The organism is Sphingobium limneticum (assembly GCF_008710155.1).
In the GTDB taxonomy this organism is placed as follows: domain Bacteria; phylum Pseudomonadota; class Alphaproteobacteria; order Sphingomonadales; family Sphingomonadaceae; genus Sphingobium; species Sphingobium limneticum.
This window is the reverse complement of sequence record NZ_VYPZ01000034.1, coordinates 18,753-35,840: the sequence shown is the minus strand read 5'-3', so window position 1 is coordinate 35,840 and position 17,088 is coordinate 18,753. Positions and strand designations below refer to the sequence as shown.

At 62.2% G+C, this 17,088-nt stretch carries 21 protein-coding genes and 1 pseudogene; 16 read left to right on the top strand and 6 right to left on the bottom strand.

Annotation, left to right across the window (positions count from 1 at the left end; genetic code table 11):
- Both F4U94_RS21595 and F4U94_RS21590 read left to right on the top strand, forming a co-directional pair.
- Nucleotides 1-224, top strand: a 224-nt coding sequence (locus tag F4U94_RS21595; RefSeq protein WP_150412212.1) for an integrase core domain-containing protein, incomplete at its 5' end; no start/stop codon positions are given.
- A gap of 35 nt (nucleotides 225-259) precedes the next feature.
- Nucleotides 260-802: pseudogene (locus tag F4U94_RS21590) on the top strand (IS91 family transposase); the annotation flags it as partial.
- 463 nt (nucleotides 803-1,265) lie between these two features.
- Here F4U94_RS21590 and F4U94_RS21585 read toward each other — a convergent pair.
- Complete coding sequence (locus F4U94_RS21585) at nucleotides 1,266-1,658, bottom strand: ArsR/SmtB family transcription factor (protein ID WP_120252754.1); 393 nt, start codon at nucleotides 1,656-1,658, stop codon at nucleotides 1,266-1,268.
- Nucleotides 1,655-2,278 (bottom strand): peroxiredoxin, encoded by a 624-nt coding sequence (locus tag F4U94_RS21580; RefSeq protein WP_120253499.1) that lies wholly within the window; start codon nucleotides 2,276-2,278, stop codon nucleotides 1,655-1,657. The genes F4U94_RS21585 and F4U94_RS21580 overlap by 4 nt, the downstream gene beginning before the upstream one ends.
- A gap of 87 nt (nucleotides 2,279-2,365) precedes the next feature.
- On the opposite strand from F4U94_RS21580, the gene F4U94_RS21575 reads away from it, so the two are divergent.
- Genes F4U94_RS21575 through cydB form a run of 8 tightly spaced genes read left to right on the top strand, consistent with a single transcriptional unit; the run spans nucleotide 2,366 to nucleotide 9,169 of the window.
- The gene (locus F4U94_RS21575; RefSeq protein ID WP_120253500.1) at nucleotides 2,366-3,283 is read left to right on the top strand and encodes an MBL fold metallo-hydrolase; all 918 of its coding nucleotides are present in this window, start codon (nucleotides 2,366-2,368) and stop codon (nucleotides 3,281-3,283) included.
- A complete protein-coding gene (locus F4U94_RS21570; RefSeq protein WP_120252755.1) occupies nucleotides 3,280-3,729 on the top strand; it encodes a YeeE/YedE family protein in 450 nt (149 codons plus the stop codon). Before F4U94_RS21575 ends, F4U94_RS21570 begins: the two co-directional genes overlap by 4 nt.
- A 14-nt stretch (nucleotides 3,730-3,743) precedes the next feature.
- Nucleotides 3,744-3,950, top strand: coding sequence for a YgaP family membrane protein (locus F4U94_RS21565; protein ID WP_120252756.1), 207 nt, complete (start codon nucleotides 3,744-3,746; stop codon nucleotides 3,948-3,950).
- Complete coding sequence (locus F4U94_RS21560; RefSeq protein ID WP_120252757.1) at nucleotides 3,947-4,357, top strand: DUF6691 family protein; 411 nt, start codon at nucleotides 3,947-3,949, stop codon at nucleotides 4,355-4,357. The genes F4U94_RS21565 and F4U94_RS21560 overlap by 4 nt, the downstream gene beginning before the upstream one ends.
- A 37-nt stretch (nucleotides 4,358-4,394) precedes the next feature.
- Entirely contained in the window at nucleotides 4,395-5,978 is a 1,584-nt protein-coding gene (locus F4U94_RS21555; protein WP_120252758.1) for a bifunctional protein tyrosine phosphatase family protein/NAD(P)/FAD-dependent oxidoreductase, read from the top strand.
- A 3-nt stretch (nucleotides 5,979-5,981) separates the two neighbouring features.
- On the top strand, nucleotides 5,982-6,767 hold the full coding sequence (locus tag F4U94_RS21550; RefSeq protein WP_120252759.1) for a sulfite exporter TauE/SafE family protein: 786 nt from the start codon (nucleotides 5,982-5,984) through the stop codon (nucleotides 6,765-6,767).
- 12 nt (nucleotides 6,768-6,779) lie between these two features.
- Nucleotides 6,780-8,174, top strand: coding sequence for a cytochrome ubiquinol oxidase subunit I (locus F4U94_RS21545; protein ID WP_120252760.1), 1,395 nt, complete (start codon nucleotides 6,780-6,782; stop codon nucleotides 8,172-8,174).
- Nucleotides 8,171-9,169, top strand: a complete 999-nt coding sequence (gene cydB, locus F4U94_RS21540) for a cytochrome d ubiquinol oxidase subunit II (RefSeq protein WP_017502966.1) — start codon at nucleotides 8,171-8,173, stop codon at nucleotides 9,167-9,169. The genes F4U94_RS21545 and cydB overlap by 4 nt, the downstream gene beginning before the upstream one ends.
- A 136-nt stretch (nucleotides 9,170-9,305) precedes the next feature.
- Here cydB and F4U94_RS21530 read toward each other — a convergent pair whose 3' ends face one another.
- Entirely contained in the window at nucleotides 9,306-9,875 is a 570-nt protein-coding gene (locus F4U94_RS21530; RefSeq protein ID WP_120252761.1) for a tyrosine-type recombinase/integrase, read from the bottom strand.
- 63 nt (nucleotides 9,876-9,938) lie between these two features.
- Nucleotides 9,939-11,150, bottom strand: a complete 1,212-nt coding sequence (locus F4U94_RS21525) for an IS256 family transposase (RefSeq protein WP_120252762.1) — start codon at nucleotides 11,148-11,150, stop codon at nucleotides 9,939-9,941.
- 180 nt (nucleotides 11,151-11,330) lie between these two features.
- On the opposite strand from F4U94_RS21525, the gene F4U94_RS21520 reads away from it, so the two are divergent.
- Nucleotides 11,331-11,975, top strand: a complete 645-nt coding sequence (locus F4U94_RS21520) for a substrate binding domain-containing protein (protein WP_120252763.1) — start codon at nucleotides 11,331-11,333, stop codon at nucleotides 11,973-11,975.
- 216 nt (nucleotides 11,976-12,191) lie between these two features.
- Here the strand turns inward: F4U94_RS21520 and F4U94_RS21515 are convergent, their stop codons facing one another.
- Together F4U94_RS21515 and F4U94_RS21510 are read right to left on the bottom strand one after the other, a co-directional pair.
- Nucleotides 12,192-13,208, bottom strand: coding sequence for a zinc-binding alcohol dehydrogenase family protein (locus tag F4U94_RS21515; protein WP_120252764.1), 1,017 nt, complete (start codon nucleotides 13,206-13,208; stop codon nucleotides 12,192-12,194).
- A gap of 84 nt (nucleotides 13,209-13,292) precedes the next feature.
- Entirely contained in the window at nucleotides 13,293-14,228 is a 936-nt protein-coding gene (locus F4U94_RS21510) for a LysR family transcriptional regulator (RefSeq protein ID WP_120252765.1), read from the bottom strand.
- A gap of 83 nt (nucleotides 14,229-14,311) precedes the next feature.
- Between F4U94_RS21510 and F4U94_RS21505 the strand changes: the two genes are divergently transcribed.
- The 5 genes from F4U94_RS21505 (at nucleotide 14,312) to F4U94_RS21490 (ending at nucleotide 16,853) form a co-directional block, all read left to right on the top strand.
- Nucleotides 14,312-15,136 (top strand): type 1 glutamine amidotransferase domain-containing protein, encoded by an 825-nt coding sequence (locus F4U94_RS21505; protein ID WP_232016565.1) that lies wholly within the window; start codon nucleotides 14,312-14,314, stop codon nucleotides 15,134-15,136.
- Nucleotides 15,137-15,207: 71 nt separating this feature from the next.
- Complete coding sequence (locus F4U94_RS21500; RefSeq protein ID WP_064311494.1) at nucleotides 15,208-15,504, top strand: putative quinol monooxygenase; 297 nt, start codon at nucleotides 15,208-15,210, stop codon at nucleotides 15,502-15,504.
- 10 nt (nucleotides 15,505-15,514) lie between these two features.
- A complete protein-coding gene (locus tag F4U94_RS24680; protein ID WP_157105557.1) occupies nucleotides 15,515-15,655 on the top strand; it encodes a hypothetical protein in 141 nt (46 codons plus the stop codon).
- A gap of 53 nt (nucleotides 15,656-15,708) precedes the next feature.
- A complete protein-coding gene (locus F4U94_RS21495; protein ID WP_120252766.1) occupies nucleotides 15,709-16,449 on the top strand; it encodes an SDR family oxidoreductase in 741 nt (246 codons plus the stop codon).
- 110 nt (nucleotides 16,450-16,559) lie between these two features.
- Nucleotides 16,560-16,853: a putative quinol monooxygenase gene (locus F4U94_RS21490; RefSeq protein ID WP_014132969.1), complete on the top strand. Its 294-nt coding sequence runs from the start codon at nucleotides 16,560-16,562 to the stop codon at nucleotides 16,851-16,853.
- Nucleotides 16,854-17,088: the final 235 nt, after the last annotated feature.

Here is a 17,088-nt window from a genome sequence, read left to right as displayed (position 1 = left end):
CCTACGACAACGCCTTAGCCGAGACGATCAACGGCCTTTACAAGGCCGAGGTCATCTGGCGGCAGCGATCATGGCCAAGCGTTTCGGCCGTGGAAATGGCAACGCTGCGCTGGGTCGATTGGTACAACAATCACCGGCTCTTCGGCCCTATCGGGCACATCCCGCCCGCTGAGGCCGAAGACAATTACTATGCAGCCCTCGAGAACCTCGATATGGCTGCATAGCCCAATGAAAACTGCCTCCTGAAAACCCGGGGCGCTTCAATGCCGGCAAGCTGGTCTTCTTCAGCACCTTGGCTGGCCTCGCGACACGCAAGGCCTTCCTGCGGCATCTCTCACCGATCCGGAAGAAGCGCTGGGTGGTCTATGCCAAGCCGCCCTTCGCCGGGCCGCAGGCGGTGCTGGCCTATCTCTCGCGCTACACGCACCGGGTTGCCATCTCGAACCGGCGGCTCCTCGGCTTCGACGAGACCGGCGTGACGTTCCGCTACAAAGACTATCGCCGCCCTGCTGCTGAACGCCAGCAGGTCATGACGCTGGCGACCGACGAGTTCGTCCGCCGCTTCCTGATCCACGTTCTGCCGCGCGGCTTCCACCGCATCCGGCATTACGGCCTGCTCGCCAGTTCGACCCACAAGGACACCATGGCGCTGGCCCGCAAACTGCTGGGCGTTGCTGTACCGGTCGAGGAGCCCGAACCCGACGAACCTCCCGACCATCGCCCGCCATGCCCATGTTGCGGCGGGCCCATGACCATCATCGAGGCCTTCGCCCGCTGGTGCCAGCCCCGCGCACCGCAATAATCGGCATCGCCAATCCGGGGGAATGCGCCATGATCCGGCATGGCTCAGGCTGCACGACGGTCACGCCCATGGCGTCCTGGCCGATGACCCAGTGCATGCCCATTCCGGAAGCGAGCCCAGCGCAGGGCACACCGACCAGCAAAACCACCACCGTCCGCACTCTGACGCCGCACAAAGTCACGTTGATCCGGCCAGAACCGACACTTCCGGATCAGCCTCGCTTACCCGTCCGAACCACCCCAAAGCCGCTTTACCCATAGACCAGCGCGTGGGGCCCGCGGGTTCCTGCACTGGAGGCTTTCGTACGCAAGCGCCCGAAACCCTTCACAAAGCCAGACATTCCATTCGCGCCGATAGACGTCCTATTCTGCTGAAAGCGGTCGATCGCGGTGGTTGGATCTGACGGTCAGTCGTCGCCCCGAACACACTGGCCCAATCATATGTCGATCGGCACAATGTAATTCTAATCGATAATTTGAGCGAAGCCGGCAACACCCTCCGGAGATGGCGGGCGCTTTGTCGAATGTGAGGGTGTGCGCAGATCGTCGACCTCACCCAGCCCCCCGAAAATCGCTTCCATGGTTCGGACACATAAAGCGACGCTCTCGTCGGCAAGTGTATACCACACCAGCTTGGCCTCCTTGCGCGTTTGAACAAGATTGGCGCGGCGCAATTCGCCGAGCTGCTGGCTGAGCGCCGGCTGCGCGATCTCCGTTGCTTCACCGATCTCAGACACGTTGCGCTCACCGCGCAACAGGCAAGACAGAATCATAAGGCGCTGCGGTTGCGCAAAAACCTTGAGCTTTTCGGACGCAACGGTCGCAACATCGCGGTCCTGATAAAAAGCGGCTGTCATGGTGCGTCCACGAAGCGGCAGAACCAGTCCTCGCGATCCTCAGCAAGGTCGGATGGGGGACTGAGCAACGGCTTCCCTTCGCGCCATCCTTCAGGAGCCAGGGTTTGGGCATTGCTCACAGCCTTCAACGCCTTAAGCATCCGCAGCATCTCATCAACCGAACGCCCGACATTATGGGGATAGCAGGTGATCGCTCTGATGACCCCTTCAGGGTCGATGAAGAAAGTCGAGCGCATCGCCATACTGTCGGCCGATTGCTCATCGACCATGCCATAGGCACGCCCGATCGCCATGCTCGGATCCTCTATTATCGGAAACCGAACATCAGCGCTCAGTGTCTCGCGGATCGCCCGGACCCACGCCATGTGTGAGTACAGGCTGTCGACCGACAGCCCCAGCAGCGACGTCTCAAGGGCGTCAAATTCTGACTGACGCCGGGCGAGTTCGGCAAATTCCGTGCTGCAGACAGGCGTGAAGTCCGCCGGATGGGAGAAAAATATCACCCATCTTCCACGCAGCTTGGAGAGCTGAATTTCGCCTCCCGTCGAGCGGGCGCGGAAGTCCGGCGCAATATCTCCGATACGCGGTGGCCGGCTTTCCGTTTTTTGACCGATTTCCATGACGTCTCCTTCGACAGTCTCGCCGCTTGACGCAAGAAGATTATGCAATTACATGATGTGTGTAAATATGAATTTATGAGGTTTTCCGTGACCGACTCCGCGCTGGCTGCAGCCTCCTCGCAAATCTCCGCTGCTCAGGCTGGCATTCCCCAGATCAAGGCCTTTTTCGACGAGCCGACTTTCACGGTGACCTATGTCGTTCATGACCCAGAGAGCCTTCGCGCCGCGATCATCGACAGCGTGTTGGATTATGATCCGGCTTCGGGTCGCACATCCTTCTCCGCGGCAGATGCGGTGCTCGGCTATGTCAAGGAGAAGGGCCTGTCGGTCGACTGGCACCTGGAGACCCACGCCCACGCCGATCACCTCTCGGCCGCACCCTATTTGCAGCAGAAGCTCGGCGGCAAGATCGCCATCGGCGAACATATCGTCACCGTGCAGCAGACCTTCGGCAAGCTGTTCAATGCAGGCAGCGACTTCGAGCGCGACGGCTCGGACTTCGATCATCTGTGGAAGGACGGCGATCGCTTCCGTATCGGCAATCTCGATGTCACCGTGCTGCATGTGCCGGGGCATACGCCGGCCTGCATCGCATATGTGATCGGTGATGCCGTCTTTGTCGGCGACACCATGTTCATGCCGGATTATGGCACGGCGCGCGCTGATTTCCCCGGCGGCGATGCCCGCACTCTCTATCAGTCGGCGATGCGGCTTTTGTCGCTGCCGCCGGAGACGCGGCTCTTCATGTGCCACGATTATCTGCCGGAGGGGCGCAAGGACTATGTCTGGGAAACGACCGTAGAGGCCGAGCGCAAGGCCAACGTCCATATCCATGAAGGGGTAAGTGAAGACGAATTCGTCGCGATGCGCGAGGCCCGCGACAAAACGCTCGCGATGCCGCGCCTGATCCTGCCTTCGGTCCAGGTGAACATGCGCGCGGGGCACTTGCCGCCGGCCGAGGACAATGGCGTCACGTATCTCAAGATCCCGGTCAACGCGGTATGATACTGCCCAGCTTCCCTAGCGCTATGCCCGTTGCGGGCTTGGCGGGTGGCCTGCTCATCGGGCTTGCTGCAGCAATCATGCTGCTCGGACTTGGTCGCATTGCCGGGGTCAGCGGCATGCTCGCCGGAGCGTCGGGCATTGCCGATACGGGCGCGCCGCGCGCCGTCGCGCTCGCCTTTGTTATCGGGCTGCCGCTGGGAGCGCTGGTCGCCACGCTGGCTTCCAACGGGGTCGAGCCGCGTTTCACGGGATCGATCCTGCAACTGGTCATTGCCGGGCTGCTCGTGGGTTTCGGGACGCGGCTCGGTTCGGGATGCACGAGCGGGCACGGGGTCTGCGGTCTTTCCCGACTCTCGCGCCGATCCATGGTCGCCACCTTGACCTTCATGACGAGCGGCTTCGCGACTGTCGGGCTGATGCGCGCTTTTGGATTCATCAACGGATAATCGGGAGGCTGGGGATGAAGAAGAATATGGGAACATTCGACCGGCTGCTGCGCACGATCGTGGCGCTGGTGCTTGCTTATCTTTGGTGGACCGGAACGATCAGCGGACCCCTCGGTGTCGGTTTGGCGATCCTTGCGGTTGTCTTCCTTCTCACGAGCGCGGTCGGCGTCTGTCCGCTCTACCGCCCGCTCGGTCTTTCGACCTGCGGCAGGGCCAAGTGAAGGTCCCCGCCATCTCGTTGCTTGCCGGCCTCCTATTTGGAGCGGGGCTCACCGTGTCCGGCATGGCTGACCCGGCGCGGGTGCGCGCGTTCCTCGATCTGTTTGGGGCGTGGGACCCTACTCTCGCCTTCGTAATGACCGGTGCGATGATGCCTATGGCGATCGCCTGGTTGGTTCAGAAGCGGATGCCACGACCGATCGTCTGCGAAGCCTTCGACTTGCCTGGCACAAGCCTACTAGATGCCAAATTGCTTGGCGGAGCGTCGCTGTTCGGGATCGGTTGGGGGATCGCGGGACTATGTCCCGGCCCCGCACTCGCCGACCTTGCCATCGCGCCATTTGAGGCGGGGATTTTCGTGGTCGCCATGCTCGCCGGCATGACCGCGCACCGCATCACCACACAATGAAAAGAGGCCCGCTTCGAAGCGGGAGCGAGGAGAAGCCATGAACATCAAGCCGCTCAACCGGGATTTCGCTGTCTCCCCGCAGGTCGATGTTGCGGACATTCCCGCGATCTTCGCCCAAGGCTATAAGGCGATCATCTGCAATCGACCCGATGATGAGGAACCGGGCCAGATCGCCGCCGCGCAAATAGGTGAAGCTGCCGAACGACAGGGCCTGCGCTTTGCTTATGTCCCCGCAATCTCCGGGGCGATCACTGATGCGAATGTCGCGGCCATGGCGGATGCGCTTGCGCGCCTCCCTCAACCAGTCCTGGCCTTTTGCCGTTCCGGCGCACGATCAACGAAATTATATGAATTGGTCTCATCGCAAAACCCTTCGGCACCTAGCGCCCGCGTTCACGATGTTGTGATTGTCGGCGGTGGCGCGGCCGGGATTGCAACGGCGTCCAGCCTCCTCAAGCGCAATCCCAAGCTTGATATCGCCGTCATCGAGCCCTCCGAGGTGCATTACTATCAGCCTGGCTGGACGATGGTTGGCGCGGGTGTATTCGACAAGGATTTCACGCGCCGCACCGAAGCGCAGGTTATGCCCAGCCGCGTGACGTGGATCCGGGCCGCCGCCTCCGGCTTTGCTCCCGATGAAAACAAGGTGGTCCTCAGTGACGGCAGCGAAGTTCGCTACCGGGTCCTCGTCGCCTGTCCCGGCATCAAACTCGACTGGAACGCAATACCGGGCCTGGCCGAGACGATCGGCCATAACGGCGTGACCTCCAACTATGGCTATGATCTTGCGCCCTACACCAACCGGCTGGTGAAGGAATTCAGGGGCGGACGGGCGCTGTTCACCCAACCGGCGATGCCGATCAAATGTGCGGGAGCGCCGCAGAAAGCGATGTATCTCTCCTGTCATCGCTGGGAAAAGGCGGGCGTCCTGCAAGACATCGACGTCCAGTTCCACACCGCTGGCGCGGTGCTGTTCGGCGTAGCCGCCTATGTTCCGGCGCTGATGGAATATGTCGAGCGCTACGGGGCCCACCTCAATTTCGAATCGAAGCTCGTCGCGATCGACGGCGCCGCAAAGGTGGCGACGTTCGAACGCAAGGATGGCGAAGGCACCCGGCTCGTCGAGGAGCGCTTTGACATGATCCACGTCGTGCCGCCGCAGGTCGCGCCCGATTTCGTGCGCACCAGTCCGCTCGCGGCAGCCTCCGGCTTCATTGAGGTCAACGAGGCGACGCTGCAACATGTGCACTATCCTAATGTCTTTGCATTGGGCGACGCCTGCTCCGCCTCGAATGCCAAGACCGCTGCCGCGGCGCGCAAGCAGGCGCCGGTCGTCGCGGTCAATGTTCTTGCCGCGCTCGAGGGCAAGCCGCCGGCCGCCGAATATGACGGCTATGGCTCCTGCCCGCTGACGGTCGAGGCGGGCAAGATCGTCCTCGCCGAGTTCGGCTATGGCGGGAAATTGCTGCCCAGCTTTCCCAACTGGCTGATCGACGGAACGCGGCCCTCGCGCCTGTCCTGGCTTCTCAAGGATACGATCCTGCCGCCAGTTTACTGGCACGGCATGCTCAAGGGCCGGGAATGGATGGTCGCGCCGCACGCGATCAAGGCGGCGCACTGAACCATGCTTGAGCCGCTACAATATGCCCTCGGCGGCCTGTCGGGCGCACTTGTGGGCTTTGTCCTCGGGCTCGTCGGGGGCGGCGGGTCGATCCTCGCCGTGCCACTGCTGCTCTATCTTGTGGGGATACGCAATCCGCATGAGGCGATCGGCACCAGCGCACTGGCAGTCGCGGCCAATGCGCTCGCCGGCCTCTGGAACCACGCCCATGCCCGCACCGTCAACTGGCGATGCGGGGGCATTTATGCTGCCGCCGGCGTCGTCGGCGCGCTTGGCGGCTCGACGCTCGGCAAGAGCATCGACGGGCACAAGCTGCTCTTCCTGTTCGCGATCCTGATGATTGTTGTGGCGGTGCTGATGTTTCGCGGTCGCGGCGACCAGGGCGTCGAGGGCGCGCAGTGCAATCGGGAGAATGTGGGCAAGGTCGTCGGCTATGGTCTCGGCACCGGTGCCTTTTCCGGCTTCTTCGGGATCGGCGGCGGTTTCCTGATCGTGCCGGGCCTGATCGCTTCGACCCACATGCCCATCCTGCGCGCGATCGGCACCTCGCTTGTCGCGGTCGCGGCCTTCGGCCTGACGACGGCGCTTAACTATGCGCTTTCGGGCTATGTCCTTTGGGGCCTGGCTGGCGTGTTTATTGTCGGCGGCATTGTCGGAAGCGTGATCGGCACGCGTGCATCGCAGGTGCTGGCCGCCGAAAAGGGCCGGTTGAACAGCCTCTTCGCCGTCTTCGTGCTCGTCGTTGCCATCTACATGCTATTCAAGAGCTGGTTCGAACTCGCCAGCTGAACGGGGATATTCATGGACGCCATCATTCTCGCAAGGGCGCAATTCGCCTTCACGGTGAGCTTTCACTTCCTCTTCCCGGCCTTTTCCATCGGGCTGGCAAGCTATCTGGCCGTGCTCGAAGCTCTGTGGCTGAAGACCGGCAAGGGCGTCTATGCGAACCTGTTTCGCTACTGGCTGAAGATCTTCGCCGTCGTGTTCGCGATGGGCGTCGTCTCGGGCATCGTCATGTCCTACCAGTTCGGCACCAACTGGTCGGTGTTCTCGGACAAGGCGGGACCTGTCATCGGACCGCTGATGGCCTATGAGGTGCTGACCGCCTTCTTCCTAGAAGCCGGATTCCTCGGGGTCATGCTGTTCGGGATCAACAAGGTTGGGCGCAAGCTGCACTTCGTCGCGACGCTTGCAGTCGCGCTGGGGACTTTCATTTCCGCTTTCTGGATCCTGTCGGTCAACAGCTGGATGCAAACGCCGGTCGGCTATGAGGTCGGCGCCAACGGCCAGTTCCTGCCGGGGCCAAGCTGGCTGACAATCATCTTCAATCCCAGCTTCCCCTATCGGCTCTTTCACACAGTCCTTGCCGCCTATCTGACGACCGCCTTCATCGTCGGCGCGGTCGGTGCCTGGCATCTTCTTAAGGACCGCAGCAATCCCGGCGCGCGCAAGATGTTCTCCATGGCGATGTGGATGGCCGCCATCGTAGCGCCCATCCAGATTTTCGCGGGCGACATGCATGGGCTCAATACACTCGAGCATCAGCCAGTGAAGGTGATGGCGATGGAAGGCCATTTTCAGAGCCATCCAAACGGGGCCCCTTTGATCCTGTTCGGCATCCCCAACAGTGCTGAGCAGCGGGTGGATTATGCCATCGAGATACCCAAGGCGTCGTCGCTAATCCTGAAGCACGAACTCGATGCGCCCTTGAAAGGTCTCGATACCGTGCCGCAAGCTGATCGTCCGCCCGTCGGCATCGTTTTCTGGGCGTTCCGCGTGATGGTCGGCATCGGGTTCGCAATGCTCGGGATCGGACTCCTGAGCCTCATCGCGCGCTGGCGTAAAGCGCTCTACGACTGGCCGCTGCTGCACCGCTTCGCTGTGCTCATGGGGCCGTCGGGACTGATTGCCGTGCTGGCCGGCTGGATCGTGACGGAAGTCGGGAGGCAACCCTTTACGATCTATGGCTTGCTCCGGACCGCCCAGAGCGCTTCGCCGCTCGATGCCCCTGCGGTCGCCTCGTCGCTGCTGGCCTTCGTGATCGTCTATTTCACCGTCTTCGGCATGGGCATCTGGTATCTGCTTCATCTCATGAAGAAGCCGCCAGAGGCGCATGAAACCCCGCCGAGCGACGCGCCCATTCGCAGCGCAGGTATCACGCCCGCACCGGCTATCATCGAAGGAGCTTCGGCATGATCGACCTCACCGTCATCTGGGCCTGCATCATCGGCTTTGCGATCATCGCCTATGTCGTGATGGACGGCTTCGATCTTGGGATCGGCATCCTGTTTCCGTTCTTCAAGGTCGGGCAGGACCGCGACACTGCGATGAACAGCATCGCGCCCGTCTGGGATGGCAACGAAACCTGGCTCGTGATGGGCGTAGGCGGCCTGTTTGCCGCATTTCCGCTGGCCTATGCCATCATCCTTCCCGCGCTTTACGCGCCGATGATCGCGATGCTGCTGGGACTCGTGTTCCGCGGCGTGGCCTTCGAGTTCCGCTGGCGGGATCCGGCGCACCGTGCTTTCTGGGACACGGCCTTCACGACAGGGTCGGTTATCGCCACCTTTGCGCAAGGCATTGCGCTCGGGGCCCTGCTACAGGGCATCACCGTCGAGGGGCGCAGTTATGCCGGAGGCTGGTGGGAATGGCTGTCGCCTTTCAGCCTGCTGACCGGCGTCGGCCTGCTGATCGGCTATGCCCTGCTCGGCGCCTGCTGGCTCAACTGGAAGACCGAAGGCGGATTGCAGCGGCAGACGGTGACCTATGCCGGGCGGCTTGGAATCGGCCTGCTCATCATGATCGGCGTGATTAGCCTCGCAACGCTGCGGCTCGAAACGCAATATTATCAGCGCTGGCTAAGCTTCCCGGGCGTGGTAGCGACAGCGCAGGTGCCGCTTGCCACGCTTATCGTGACATTCCTCTTTTATCGCAGCCTCCGCGTGAAGCGAGATGTGCAGCCGTTCTTCTGGGCGCTCTCGCTTTTCGGACTGTGCCTGGTCGGGCTTGGCGTCTCGATCTGGCCCGATGTCGTTCCGGCGCGCGTGACAATATGGGAAGCGGCGGCGCCCGTCCGCAGCCAGTTGTTCATGCTGGTGGGAGCCGCGATCATGGTGCCGATGATCCTTGCCTACACGGCCTGGTCCTATTGGGTCTTCCGGGGCAAGGTTGGCACGGAAGGATATCACTGATGCGCCTGTTGCTGAGCCGTCTCGGTTGGTTCGTCGGCATCTGGGCTGCGAGCGTTTCCGCGTTGGCGCTTGTGGGCGGAATGCTCCGCTGGTGGCTACGATAAATGGCCCCTCGCCTTAGGTGAGGGGCCAACACTCAAATTTCGGTATTTTCAGCGAGGGCCAGCGCGTCCTCTACGTCGATCCCGAGATAGCGCACCGTATTCTCGCTCTTGCTGTGGCCGAGCAGGATCTGGACTGCCCGTAGATTGCCGGTCGCCCTGTAGATGATCGATGCCTTCGTTCGCCGAAGCGAATGGGTGCCATACTCGCTCCGCATGAGGCCGACCCCTGTCACCCATTCATCGACGAGCCGAGCATACTGGCGAGTGCTGAGATGCCCATTATGATCAACTCGGCTCGGAAACACATAATCGTCCAGCGTGCCGCCCCTTTGTTCGAGCCATGCCAGCAAGCTCGCTCGAGCATCTGGCAGCAGTTCGAACTGAACGGGCCGGCTCGTTTTCTGCTGCATTACGATCGCCCGCATTCGGATTTGCCCTCCGCTGACAAGGTCGCCGATCTTCATCTGCACCAAGTCGCAGCCGCGAAGTTTGCTGTCGATCGCCAGATCGAATAGCGCGCGATCTCGCAGCCGACGGTGCTGATTGAGGTAGAAACGGATTTCCCAAATCTGCTTCGGTTTCAGAGCCCGCTTTGCACCCACGGTCCTTCCGGGTCGCGTCCGTCAACGTGGTGTAAATTCGGGTGTGGCCAGCGGGCTGCATTTTCAGGCGGCCTTGGGTGTAATCTGTAGTGGCTGAACCTCCTCGATTGTTGGTGTGGCAAGGGCGGCCATGCCCTCGATCTGCATGTAGCGGTGCTGGAGTTGGTATTCGTCGTTCTGCTCGAGCAGGACGGCGCCGACGAGGCGGATGATGCTGTCCTCGTTCGGGAAGATGCCGACGACATCGGCCCGTCTCTTCACTTCCTTGTTCAGCCGTTCCAACGGGTTGGTGCTGTGAAGCTTGACGCGGTGCTGCTCGGGGAAGGTCATGTAGGCGAGCACGTCATGCTCGGCATCGTCCATGCAGGCGCCGAGCTTGGGCCAGCGGGCGCGCAACTGATCAGCGACCTGACGCCAGACCTGTGTTGCTGCGGCATGGTCGGGCTGGAGGAAGACCTGGCGGATGGCAGCAGCGACGACCGTGTTCTGGCCCTTGGGCACGTAGGCGAGCGCGTTCCTCATGAAGTGGACGCGGCAGCGCTGCCAGGTGGCGCTGAGCACACGGGTGATCGCCGCCTTGAGGCCTTCGTGGGCGTCGGAGATGACCAGCTTCACGCCGGTCAGGCCGCGGCGGGAGAGGTCCTTGAGAAAGCTCGACCAGAAGGGCTCGGCTTCGGAAGGGCCGATGTGCAGGCCGACGATCTCACGCCTGCCCTCGGTGTTAACGGCCACGGCGATTATCGCGGCGACACTGACGATCCGCCCACTCTCGCGCACCTTGAGGTAAGTGGCATCGAGCCAGAGGTAGGGCCAGTCGCCGGCAAGTGGTCGCTTGAGAAAGGCATGGACGCGCTCATCGATGTCCTTGCACAGCTTCGACACAGAGGACTTGGAGATGCCGGTCATGCCCATTGCCTGCACCAGCTCGTCGACGCGCCGGGTGCTGACCCCGGCGATCCACGCCTCCTGGATGACCGCGACCAACGCCTTCTCGACGGTCTTCCTGGGCTCCAGAAAGCCGGGAAAGTAGGCGCCGGTCCTCAACTTGGGAATTTTCAGGTTGAGCGTGCCGAGCCGGGTATCGAGGCTGCGGTCACGGTAGCCATTGCGCCAGGTCGTGCGCTCGCCGGAGCGTTCGTGCCGGCCAGCGCCGACGAGACCGTCGACATCGGCCTCCATAATGATCTGCAGCACGCTCTCGGCGATCGTGCGCAGGAAATCTCCATCTCCGGTCTTCGCCATCAGTTCAGCAAGCGGTAGTCTGTCGTCGGTCATCGGGATCAACTCCTCGGTGGGCGTGTGAAGTGTGGTAACTCCACCTTACCGATGAGCCCGGTGGCCACCGAGATCGAAATCGCATGGGGTGGGGCATGCCCCACCCCATGCGACAACCTCAATCTACACTGGAAATTACACCACGAGCGCGGACGCTAACCGGAGGCATCGTCGCGGTCGATCACCGCCCAGGGACTGCTGCGCGTCAGTGCGCCCGCCACCTTCGGCGTTCTGCACCTTGCCTCACTCATCCCTGCTTTCTCCGCACGTCATCCCGAGGTGACGATCGAACTGGGCTTCAACGATCGTTACGTCGACCTGCTGGAAGAGCGTTGGGATGTCGCCGTACGGATCGGGCGCCTCGCCAACAGTGCGCTTGTTGCCCGCAAGCTCGTGGCGATGCGCGTCGTGTTGTGTGCCGCCCCCTCTTATTTGGCGAGGAGGGGAACGCCAACTCGCCTGGCCGATCTCGGCGATCACGATTGTCTGGGCCACACCAACGCGTCGCTTGCAGGAACGACATCGTGGGCGTTCGGCAAAGACGGGACGATCAAGGTGCCGATCTCAGGATCGATGTGTTCAGACAATGGCGAGGCCTTGGTTCGCGCTGCCATTGCGGGCCAAGGGCTGGTCTATGGGCCACGCTTTATTGCGGCAGAGGCGCTTCGCGCCGGCCAGTTGAGCGAGCTTGAGCTGGACGAGCCGCCTATGATGCTGGGAGCGGCATATGCCATCACACACCCGACGCGGCGCCCCGCCGCCAAGACGCGGGCGTGGATTGACTTCTTAGCCGAAGCACTCCCCGCTCTTGGCACCGATTGGTGAGATGCCGAGCTGGCAGACGTCCCGAGTTTTCACCCGAGGACCGCGTCTGCTATCTCGAAACATCACGGTCTTTTACGATTGTAGATATCAGTGACCCAGCGAAAGCGACGCCCACAACCGCACATGGCTGGCATCGATAACGCCGAGGCTTGGTCCCTTTCAGTTGGTGCAGCGGGGGCCGCGGGCGCGGCGGACGTTGAGTGAGCGTGAACCGCATCACTGCCAACCCTCGATGACGATCTTGCCGCGTGCGGTAGTGCTCTCAAGCGCCTGGTGCGCGCGCTTGAGGTTCGCGGCGTTGATGGGGTAGAACCGTTCGGTGAGGGTGGTGCGCACCTCGCCGGCGTCCACGAGGCTGGCGATGGCCGACAGGATCTGACCCTGCGTTTCCATATCAGCAGTCTCGAACATGGACCGGGTGAACATAAACTCCCAGTGGGTCGACACCGACTTGCGTTTGAACGGTACGACATCGAGCGTCTTGGGGTCGTCGATGAGCGCAAAACGTCCCTGCGGGGCGATCAGCTCGGCGATCTGCTCGATATGCTCGTCGGTGTGCGTGGCCGAGAAGATGAAAGCCGGCGCGCCGATGCCCAAATCCGCCACTTGCCGAGCCAGCGGCTGGCGATGATCGATGACATGGTGCGCACCGAGCTCACCCACCCAGGCCTGCGTTTCAGGGCGCGAGGCCGTCGCAATGACGATCAGCTCGGGTACTTGGCGAGCAAGCTGGATTGCCATCGAGCCTACCCCGCCGGCACCCCCGACAATCAACAGCGCATGTGCTGCACCGGCTACAGGAGTACGCACGGACAATCGCTCGAAGAGGGCCTCCCACGCGGTGATCGCCGTCAGCGGCAACGCCGCTGCCTCTGCCCAATCGAGGCTGGCCGGCTTCTTCCCGACAATGCGCTCGTCGACCAGGTGCAACTCGGCGTTGGTCCCATCGCGGCCGATGCTGCCCGCGTAGAACACCTCGTCGCCCGGTTCGAAGCCGCGCACTTCAGGGCCAACAGCGCGCACGACACCGGCGGCATCCCAACCCAGGACACGCCAATCACCGTGGATCGAACCCGAGCCAGCGCGCACCTTCGTGTCAACCGGGTTTACCGAGACAGCCTTGACCTCGACGAGGAGATCACGGCCGGTAGCGTTGGGATCGGGAAGTTCGATATCGACGAGAGCTTCCGTGCGATCGATCGTTCCGGGCTGCTGGTAGCCGATTGCGCGCATGATAAATCCTATTGTCAGGGGCTGTATAGCGAACTTTGTCGCATACGGGATACGCACAAGCGACATCGCGGTTCGACATCGTCCTCAGGCTGGCGACGGCGTGGTTGCCGCTGCCGTCTTCCCCGTGAGGTCGGCGATGACCGCGCCGATCAGCGCCCGTAACCAGCGGTGTGCGGGATCATGCCGATAGCGGACGTGCCAAGCCATTTCCACGGGAAAGCTGCCAAGGTCGACCGGAGCCGGCAGGATCTTCAGCCGGGGGTCGTGCATCAGCCGCCTGCAGATGAGCGAGGGCAAGGTGGCGCAATAGTCGGTCACGGCCACCATCTCGGCTACCGCGAAGAAGTTTGTCACGGAGATCGCGACGTCGCGCTTCAGCTGCTGCTGCGCCAGCGCCTGAAACAAACCGGCGCGCATCCGTCCGGGCGGCACGATGTTGACATGCTTCATCGTCTCGAACTGCTCGCGCGTCATGGCATCGCCGACGCCCGGATGGTCGGCGCGGACGGCGCAGGCGAGCCCTTCGTCCATCAGGTGCTGGACGACGAGGTTGTCGGGCGGATCGACGATGCGGCCCAGCACGAGCGCCGTCGTGCCCGACACGACGCCTGTTTCCACAAGATCGTTGCCGAAGGGCGTCAGACGAAGCTTTATGCCGGGGGCGACCTTCTCCAGGCGCGCCACGATAGCGGGGACGAGGACGAACTCGACATAGCCGTTTGGCGCGATCGTGAAGAGCCGTTCGGCCTGTGCGGGGTCGAAGGCCTGCTGACCGAGGACCGCGTCGTCGAGCTGGGCGAGTGCCTCGGCGATCAGCGGTGAGAGTTCTAGCGCGATCGGGGTCGGCTGGATGCCGTAGCGCTCGCGGACGAACAGCTGGTCCTGAAGCATCAGTCGTAGACGCGATAGGGCGTTAGACAGGGCGGGCTGTGTCATGCCCATGCGCTCGGCGGCCCGCGTGACGCTGCGCTCCTCCATCAACGCGACGAAGATCGGCAGCAGGTTCAGATCGTAGCGCATACAGTCATCCTGTTAGCGTTATATCTGAAATCAAAAAGATAAACTTCTAGAATATGTCAACGAGGCCCATTTAGCGTCCATCGGTGATCGACGCCGCGAACATGGAGGTTCAGATGAGCAAGGGTCAGGTTCTCGTTCTTGGATCGAACGCGACGCAGATCGGTCTGCGTGGCGGCGGTACCGCGACGGTCGGTCAGTATCTCAACGAGACGGCGGTCCCCGCGCTGGCTCTGCTCGACGCCGGCTATGATATTGTTCTCGCCACGCCCAATGGGGCCAAGCCGCACATCGACGCCGTCTCCGTTTCGGTTGATCATTTTGGCGGCGATGAGACGGCATTCCAGCGCGCCAAGGACTTTTTTGCCAGCCACCCGGCGATGAACGACGTGCGTACGCTGAAATCGGTCGTCGACGAGGGTCTGGACGGCTTTGCTGGCGTGTTCGTGCCGGGAGGTCACGCGCCCATCGTCGACCTCATGGTGGACCGCGATGCGGGCACGATCCTCCGTCACTTCCACGCAGCGGCCAAGCCGACCGCGCTCCTCTGCCACGGACCGGTGGTCGTTGTCGCCGCGCTCGAGGATGCTCCGGCCTTCCGCAAGGCGCTGGAGGAAGGCGATGACGCCGGGGCGGCCGACCTGGCGCGAGACTGGATCTACGCGGGCTACCGCATGACAGTCTTTTCGGCGAGCGAGGAGAAGATCGCTGAGGAGCAAGTGCTGGAGGGCGAGCTCTACTTCGACATGGAAAAGGCGCTGCGGTCGGCCGGTGGCGACGTCTCTGTCACCGACAGGAACTTCGCTTCGAATGTCGTCGTGGACCGGGAGCTGATCACGGGTCAGAATCCGGCATCGGACCGGGCCATGGCCGACGCGTTGATCGAAGCCCTCGATCGCGCCGCTGCGTAAGTACGAGGATGACCGGCGGGGCGCTCAGGGTGCGCCCTCCCTCGGATATAGCCAAGACAAGGAACGGTGCCATGACCGCCAACGTGAAGATCGTCGCCGTCCTTACCGCCCGTGCGGATACCGTCGACCGCCTGCGCGCTCTGCTCGACGCCATGCTAAAGCCGAGCCGTGCCGAACCGGGCAATTTGCGCTACGATCTCTGGCAGGACCAGAGCGATCCGAACCGTTTCGTGCTCGACGAGCTGTACGCGGACGCGGATGCGGTCGCCGCCCACCGCGAGACGCCCCACTTCCAGAACTATCTCTCTCAGATCGGCGATCTGGCCGAGCGCGCCGCGTTCGTCCTCAACCCCGTCTCGGCGACCTGAGGGTGGTGCCATGGGCAAGCCTGAAGAATGGGTGGGTACGGCGCTGCTGGCACAACCGTTCTACAGAGAGGAGTTGCGGATGATCGGCCTGTTGGCACCTGCACTCCGCGTGGGACTCTTGGGCCTCATTCATCCACGCGGTTACCGCTGAGGCGGAGCCGCGATCCGGCGAAAAATCAACAACTGACTTGAAGGAATACAGTCATGACCCAGGGTATCGAAGGCAAGGTCATTCTCATTACCGGCGGCAGCACCGGCATCGGCGCAGAAACCGCGCGTCTTCTTGCGGAACGCGGCGCGAAGGTGGCCATAGCCGCGCGGCGCAAGGACAGGCTCGACGAGGTCGTCGCGGACATCGCCGCAATTGGCGGCACCGCACGTAGCTACGCGCTCGACGTCACCGACAAGGCGGCGGTCCAGTCCGTCGTTGCCGCAATCATTGCCGACTTCGGCCGCCTCGACGTGCTGATCAACAACGCCGGGCTGATGCCGATCCGTCCGATGGCCGAGGTCAACACCGACGAGTGGGACCAGATGATCGACGTCAATCTGAAGGGTACGCTTTACGGCATCGCGGCGGCCCTTCCCGGCTTTCTCGAGCAGGGCAGCGGCCACATCATCAACCTGAGTTCGGTTGCGGGCATCAAGGTCTTCGCACCGGGCGGCACGGTCTATTCCGGCACCAAGTTCGCCGTCAGCGCGATCAGCGAGGGCTTGCGCCACGAGGTGGGGGAAAAGGTCCGGGTCACGTCAATCGAGCCTGGAGCTGTCGAAAGCGATTTGAAGTTCACGACCTCTGGCGCCGCTGCCGAGACGGTGCTGGACTTCTACAAGCAGGCCATCCCGGCGGCATCGGTGGCGCGTGCTATCGCGTTCGCTGTCGAACAACCTGATGACGTCGACGTCAACGCGATCGTCATCCGGCCGACCGCACAGCAGTTCTGATTTCCACGAGGAGGCGGGCCGCGTGTGCTCCGCCTCATGGGGAACGTACCGGCCCGCTCGTGCGTTACTTTGCCGAATAATATCTGTCCGTTTCACTTGAGGAGTCATCTATGCCCAAACTTGCCCTTTATGTACCACTGAAGGCCAAGCCCGGGAAAGAGCGCGATGTCGCCAATTTCCTGACCTCGGCATTGCCGCTCGTTCAAGCCGAGCCGGGCACTCTGACCTGGTATGCGATCGAGGAAGGTCCCGGTGCGTACGCGATCTTCGATACGTTCGACACAGAGGAGGATCGGCAGGCCCATCTTGACGGCAAGGTTGCCGCCGCACTGATGGACAAGGCAGAAGAACTGTTTTCTGAACCGCCGCAGATTCACAAGTTCACCCTGCTGGCCGCGAAATAGCGGAGCGGTCGGCACCCTAAGCTGCCGTTTGACTGCAAGGTAAGGCTCGTGTTTCCATCCGCAGTGGATGGCCCGGCCGTATCGGGAAATGAATAAATGAATACGACAGGTCATCCGCGCTAGTGGATGACCTTGTCTTCTGCGCTTATCACATCTCTGAATTTACTGATAAGGCGCCGTTGATGTGTCGCGACGTGACGGCACCATTGGGCTGCGGCTGATTCCTGAGCACATC

What these genes read in the sequence shown, in the direction of transcription:
- F4U94_RS21585 (WP_120252754.1), bottom strand. Translation starts at nt 1,658, where the DNA reads ATGACAGCCGCTTTTTATCAGGACCGCGATGTTGCGACCGTTGCGTCC.
- F4U94_RS21580 (WP_120253499.1), bottom strand. Translation starts at nt 2,278, where the DNA reads ATGGAAATCGGTCAAAAAACGGAAAGCCGGCCACCGCGTATCGGAGAT.
- F4U94_RS21570 (WP_120252755.1), top strand. Translation starts at nt 3,280, where the DNA reads ATGATACTGCCCAGCTTCCCTAGCGCTATGCCCGTTGCGGGCTTGGCG.
- F4U94_RS21565 (WP_120252756.1), top strand. Translation starts at nt 3,744, where the DNA reads ATGAAGAAGAATATGGGAACATTCGACCGGCTGCTGCGCACGATCGTG.
- F4U94_RS21555 (WP_120252758.1), top strand. Translation starts at nt 4,395, where the DNA reads ATGAACATCAAGCCGCTCAACCGGGATTTCGCTGTCTCCCCGCAGGTC.
- F4U94_RS21550 (WP_120252759.1), top strand. Translation starts at nt 5,982, where the DNA reads ATGCTTGAGCCGCTACAATATGCCCTCGGCGGCCTGTCGGGCGCACTT.
- F4U94_RS21545 (WP_120252760.1), top strand. Translation starts at nt 6,780, where the DNA reads ATGGACGCCATCATTCTCGCAAGGGCGCAATTCGCCTTCACGGTGAGC.
- cydB (WP_017502966.1), top strand. Translation starts at nt 8,171, where the DNA reads ATGATCGACCTCACCGTCATCTGGGCCTGCATCATCGGCTTTGCGATC.
- F4U94_RS21525 (WP_120252762.1), bottom strand. Translation starts at nt 11,150, where the DNA reads ATGACCGACGACAGACTACCGCTTGCTGAACTGATGGCGAAGACCGGA.
- F4U94_RS21515 (WP_120252764.1), bottom strand. Translation starts at nt 13,208, where the DNA reads ATGCGCGCAATCGGCTACCAGCAGCCCGGAACGATCGATCGCACGGAA.
- F4U94_RS21510 (WP_120252765.1), bottom strand. Translation starts at nt 14,228, where the DNA reads ATGCGCTACGATCTGAACCTGCTGCCGATCTTCGTCGCGTTGATGGAG.
- F4U94_RS21500 (WP_064311494.1), top strand. Translation starts at nt 15,208, where the DNA reads ATGACCGCCAACGTGAAGATCGTCGCCGTCCTTACCGCCCGTGCGGAT.
- F4U94_RS24680 (WP_157105557.1), top strand. Translation starts at nt 15,515, where the DNA reads ATGGGCAAGCCTGAAGAATGGGTGGGTACGGCGCTGCTGGCACAACCG.
- F4U94_RS21495 (WP_120252766.1), top strand. Translation starts at nt 15,709, where the DNA reads ATGACCCAGGGTATCGAAGGCAAGGTCATTCTCATTACCGGCGGCAGC.
- F4U94_RS21490 (WP_014132969.1), top strand. Translation starts at nt 16,560, where the DNA reads ATGCCCAAACTTGCCCTTTATGTACCACTGAAGGCCAAGCCCGGGAAA.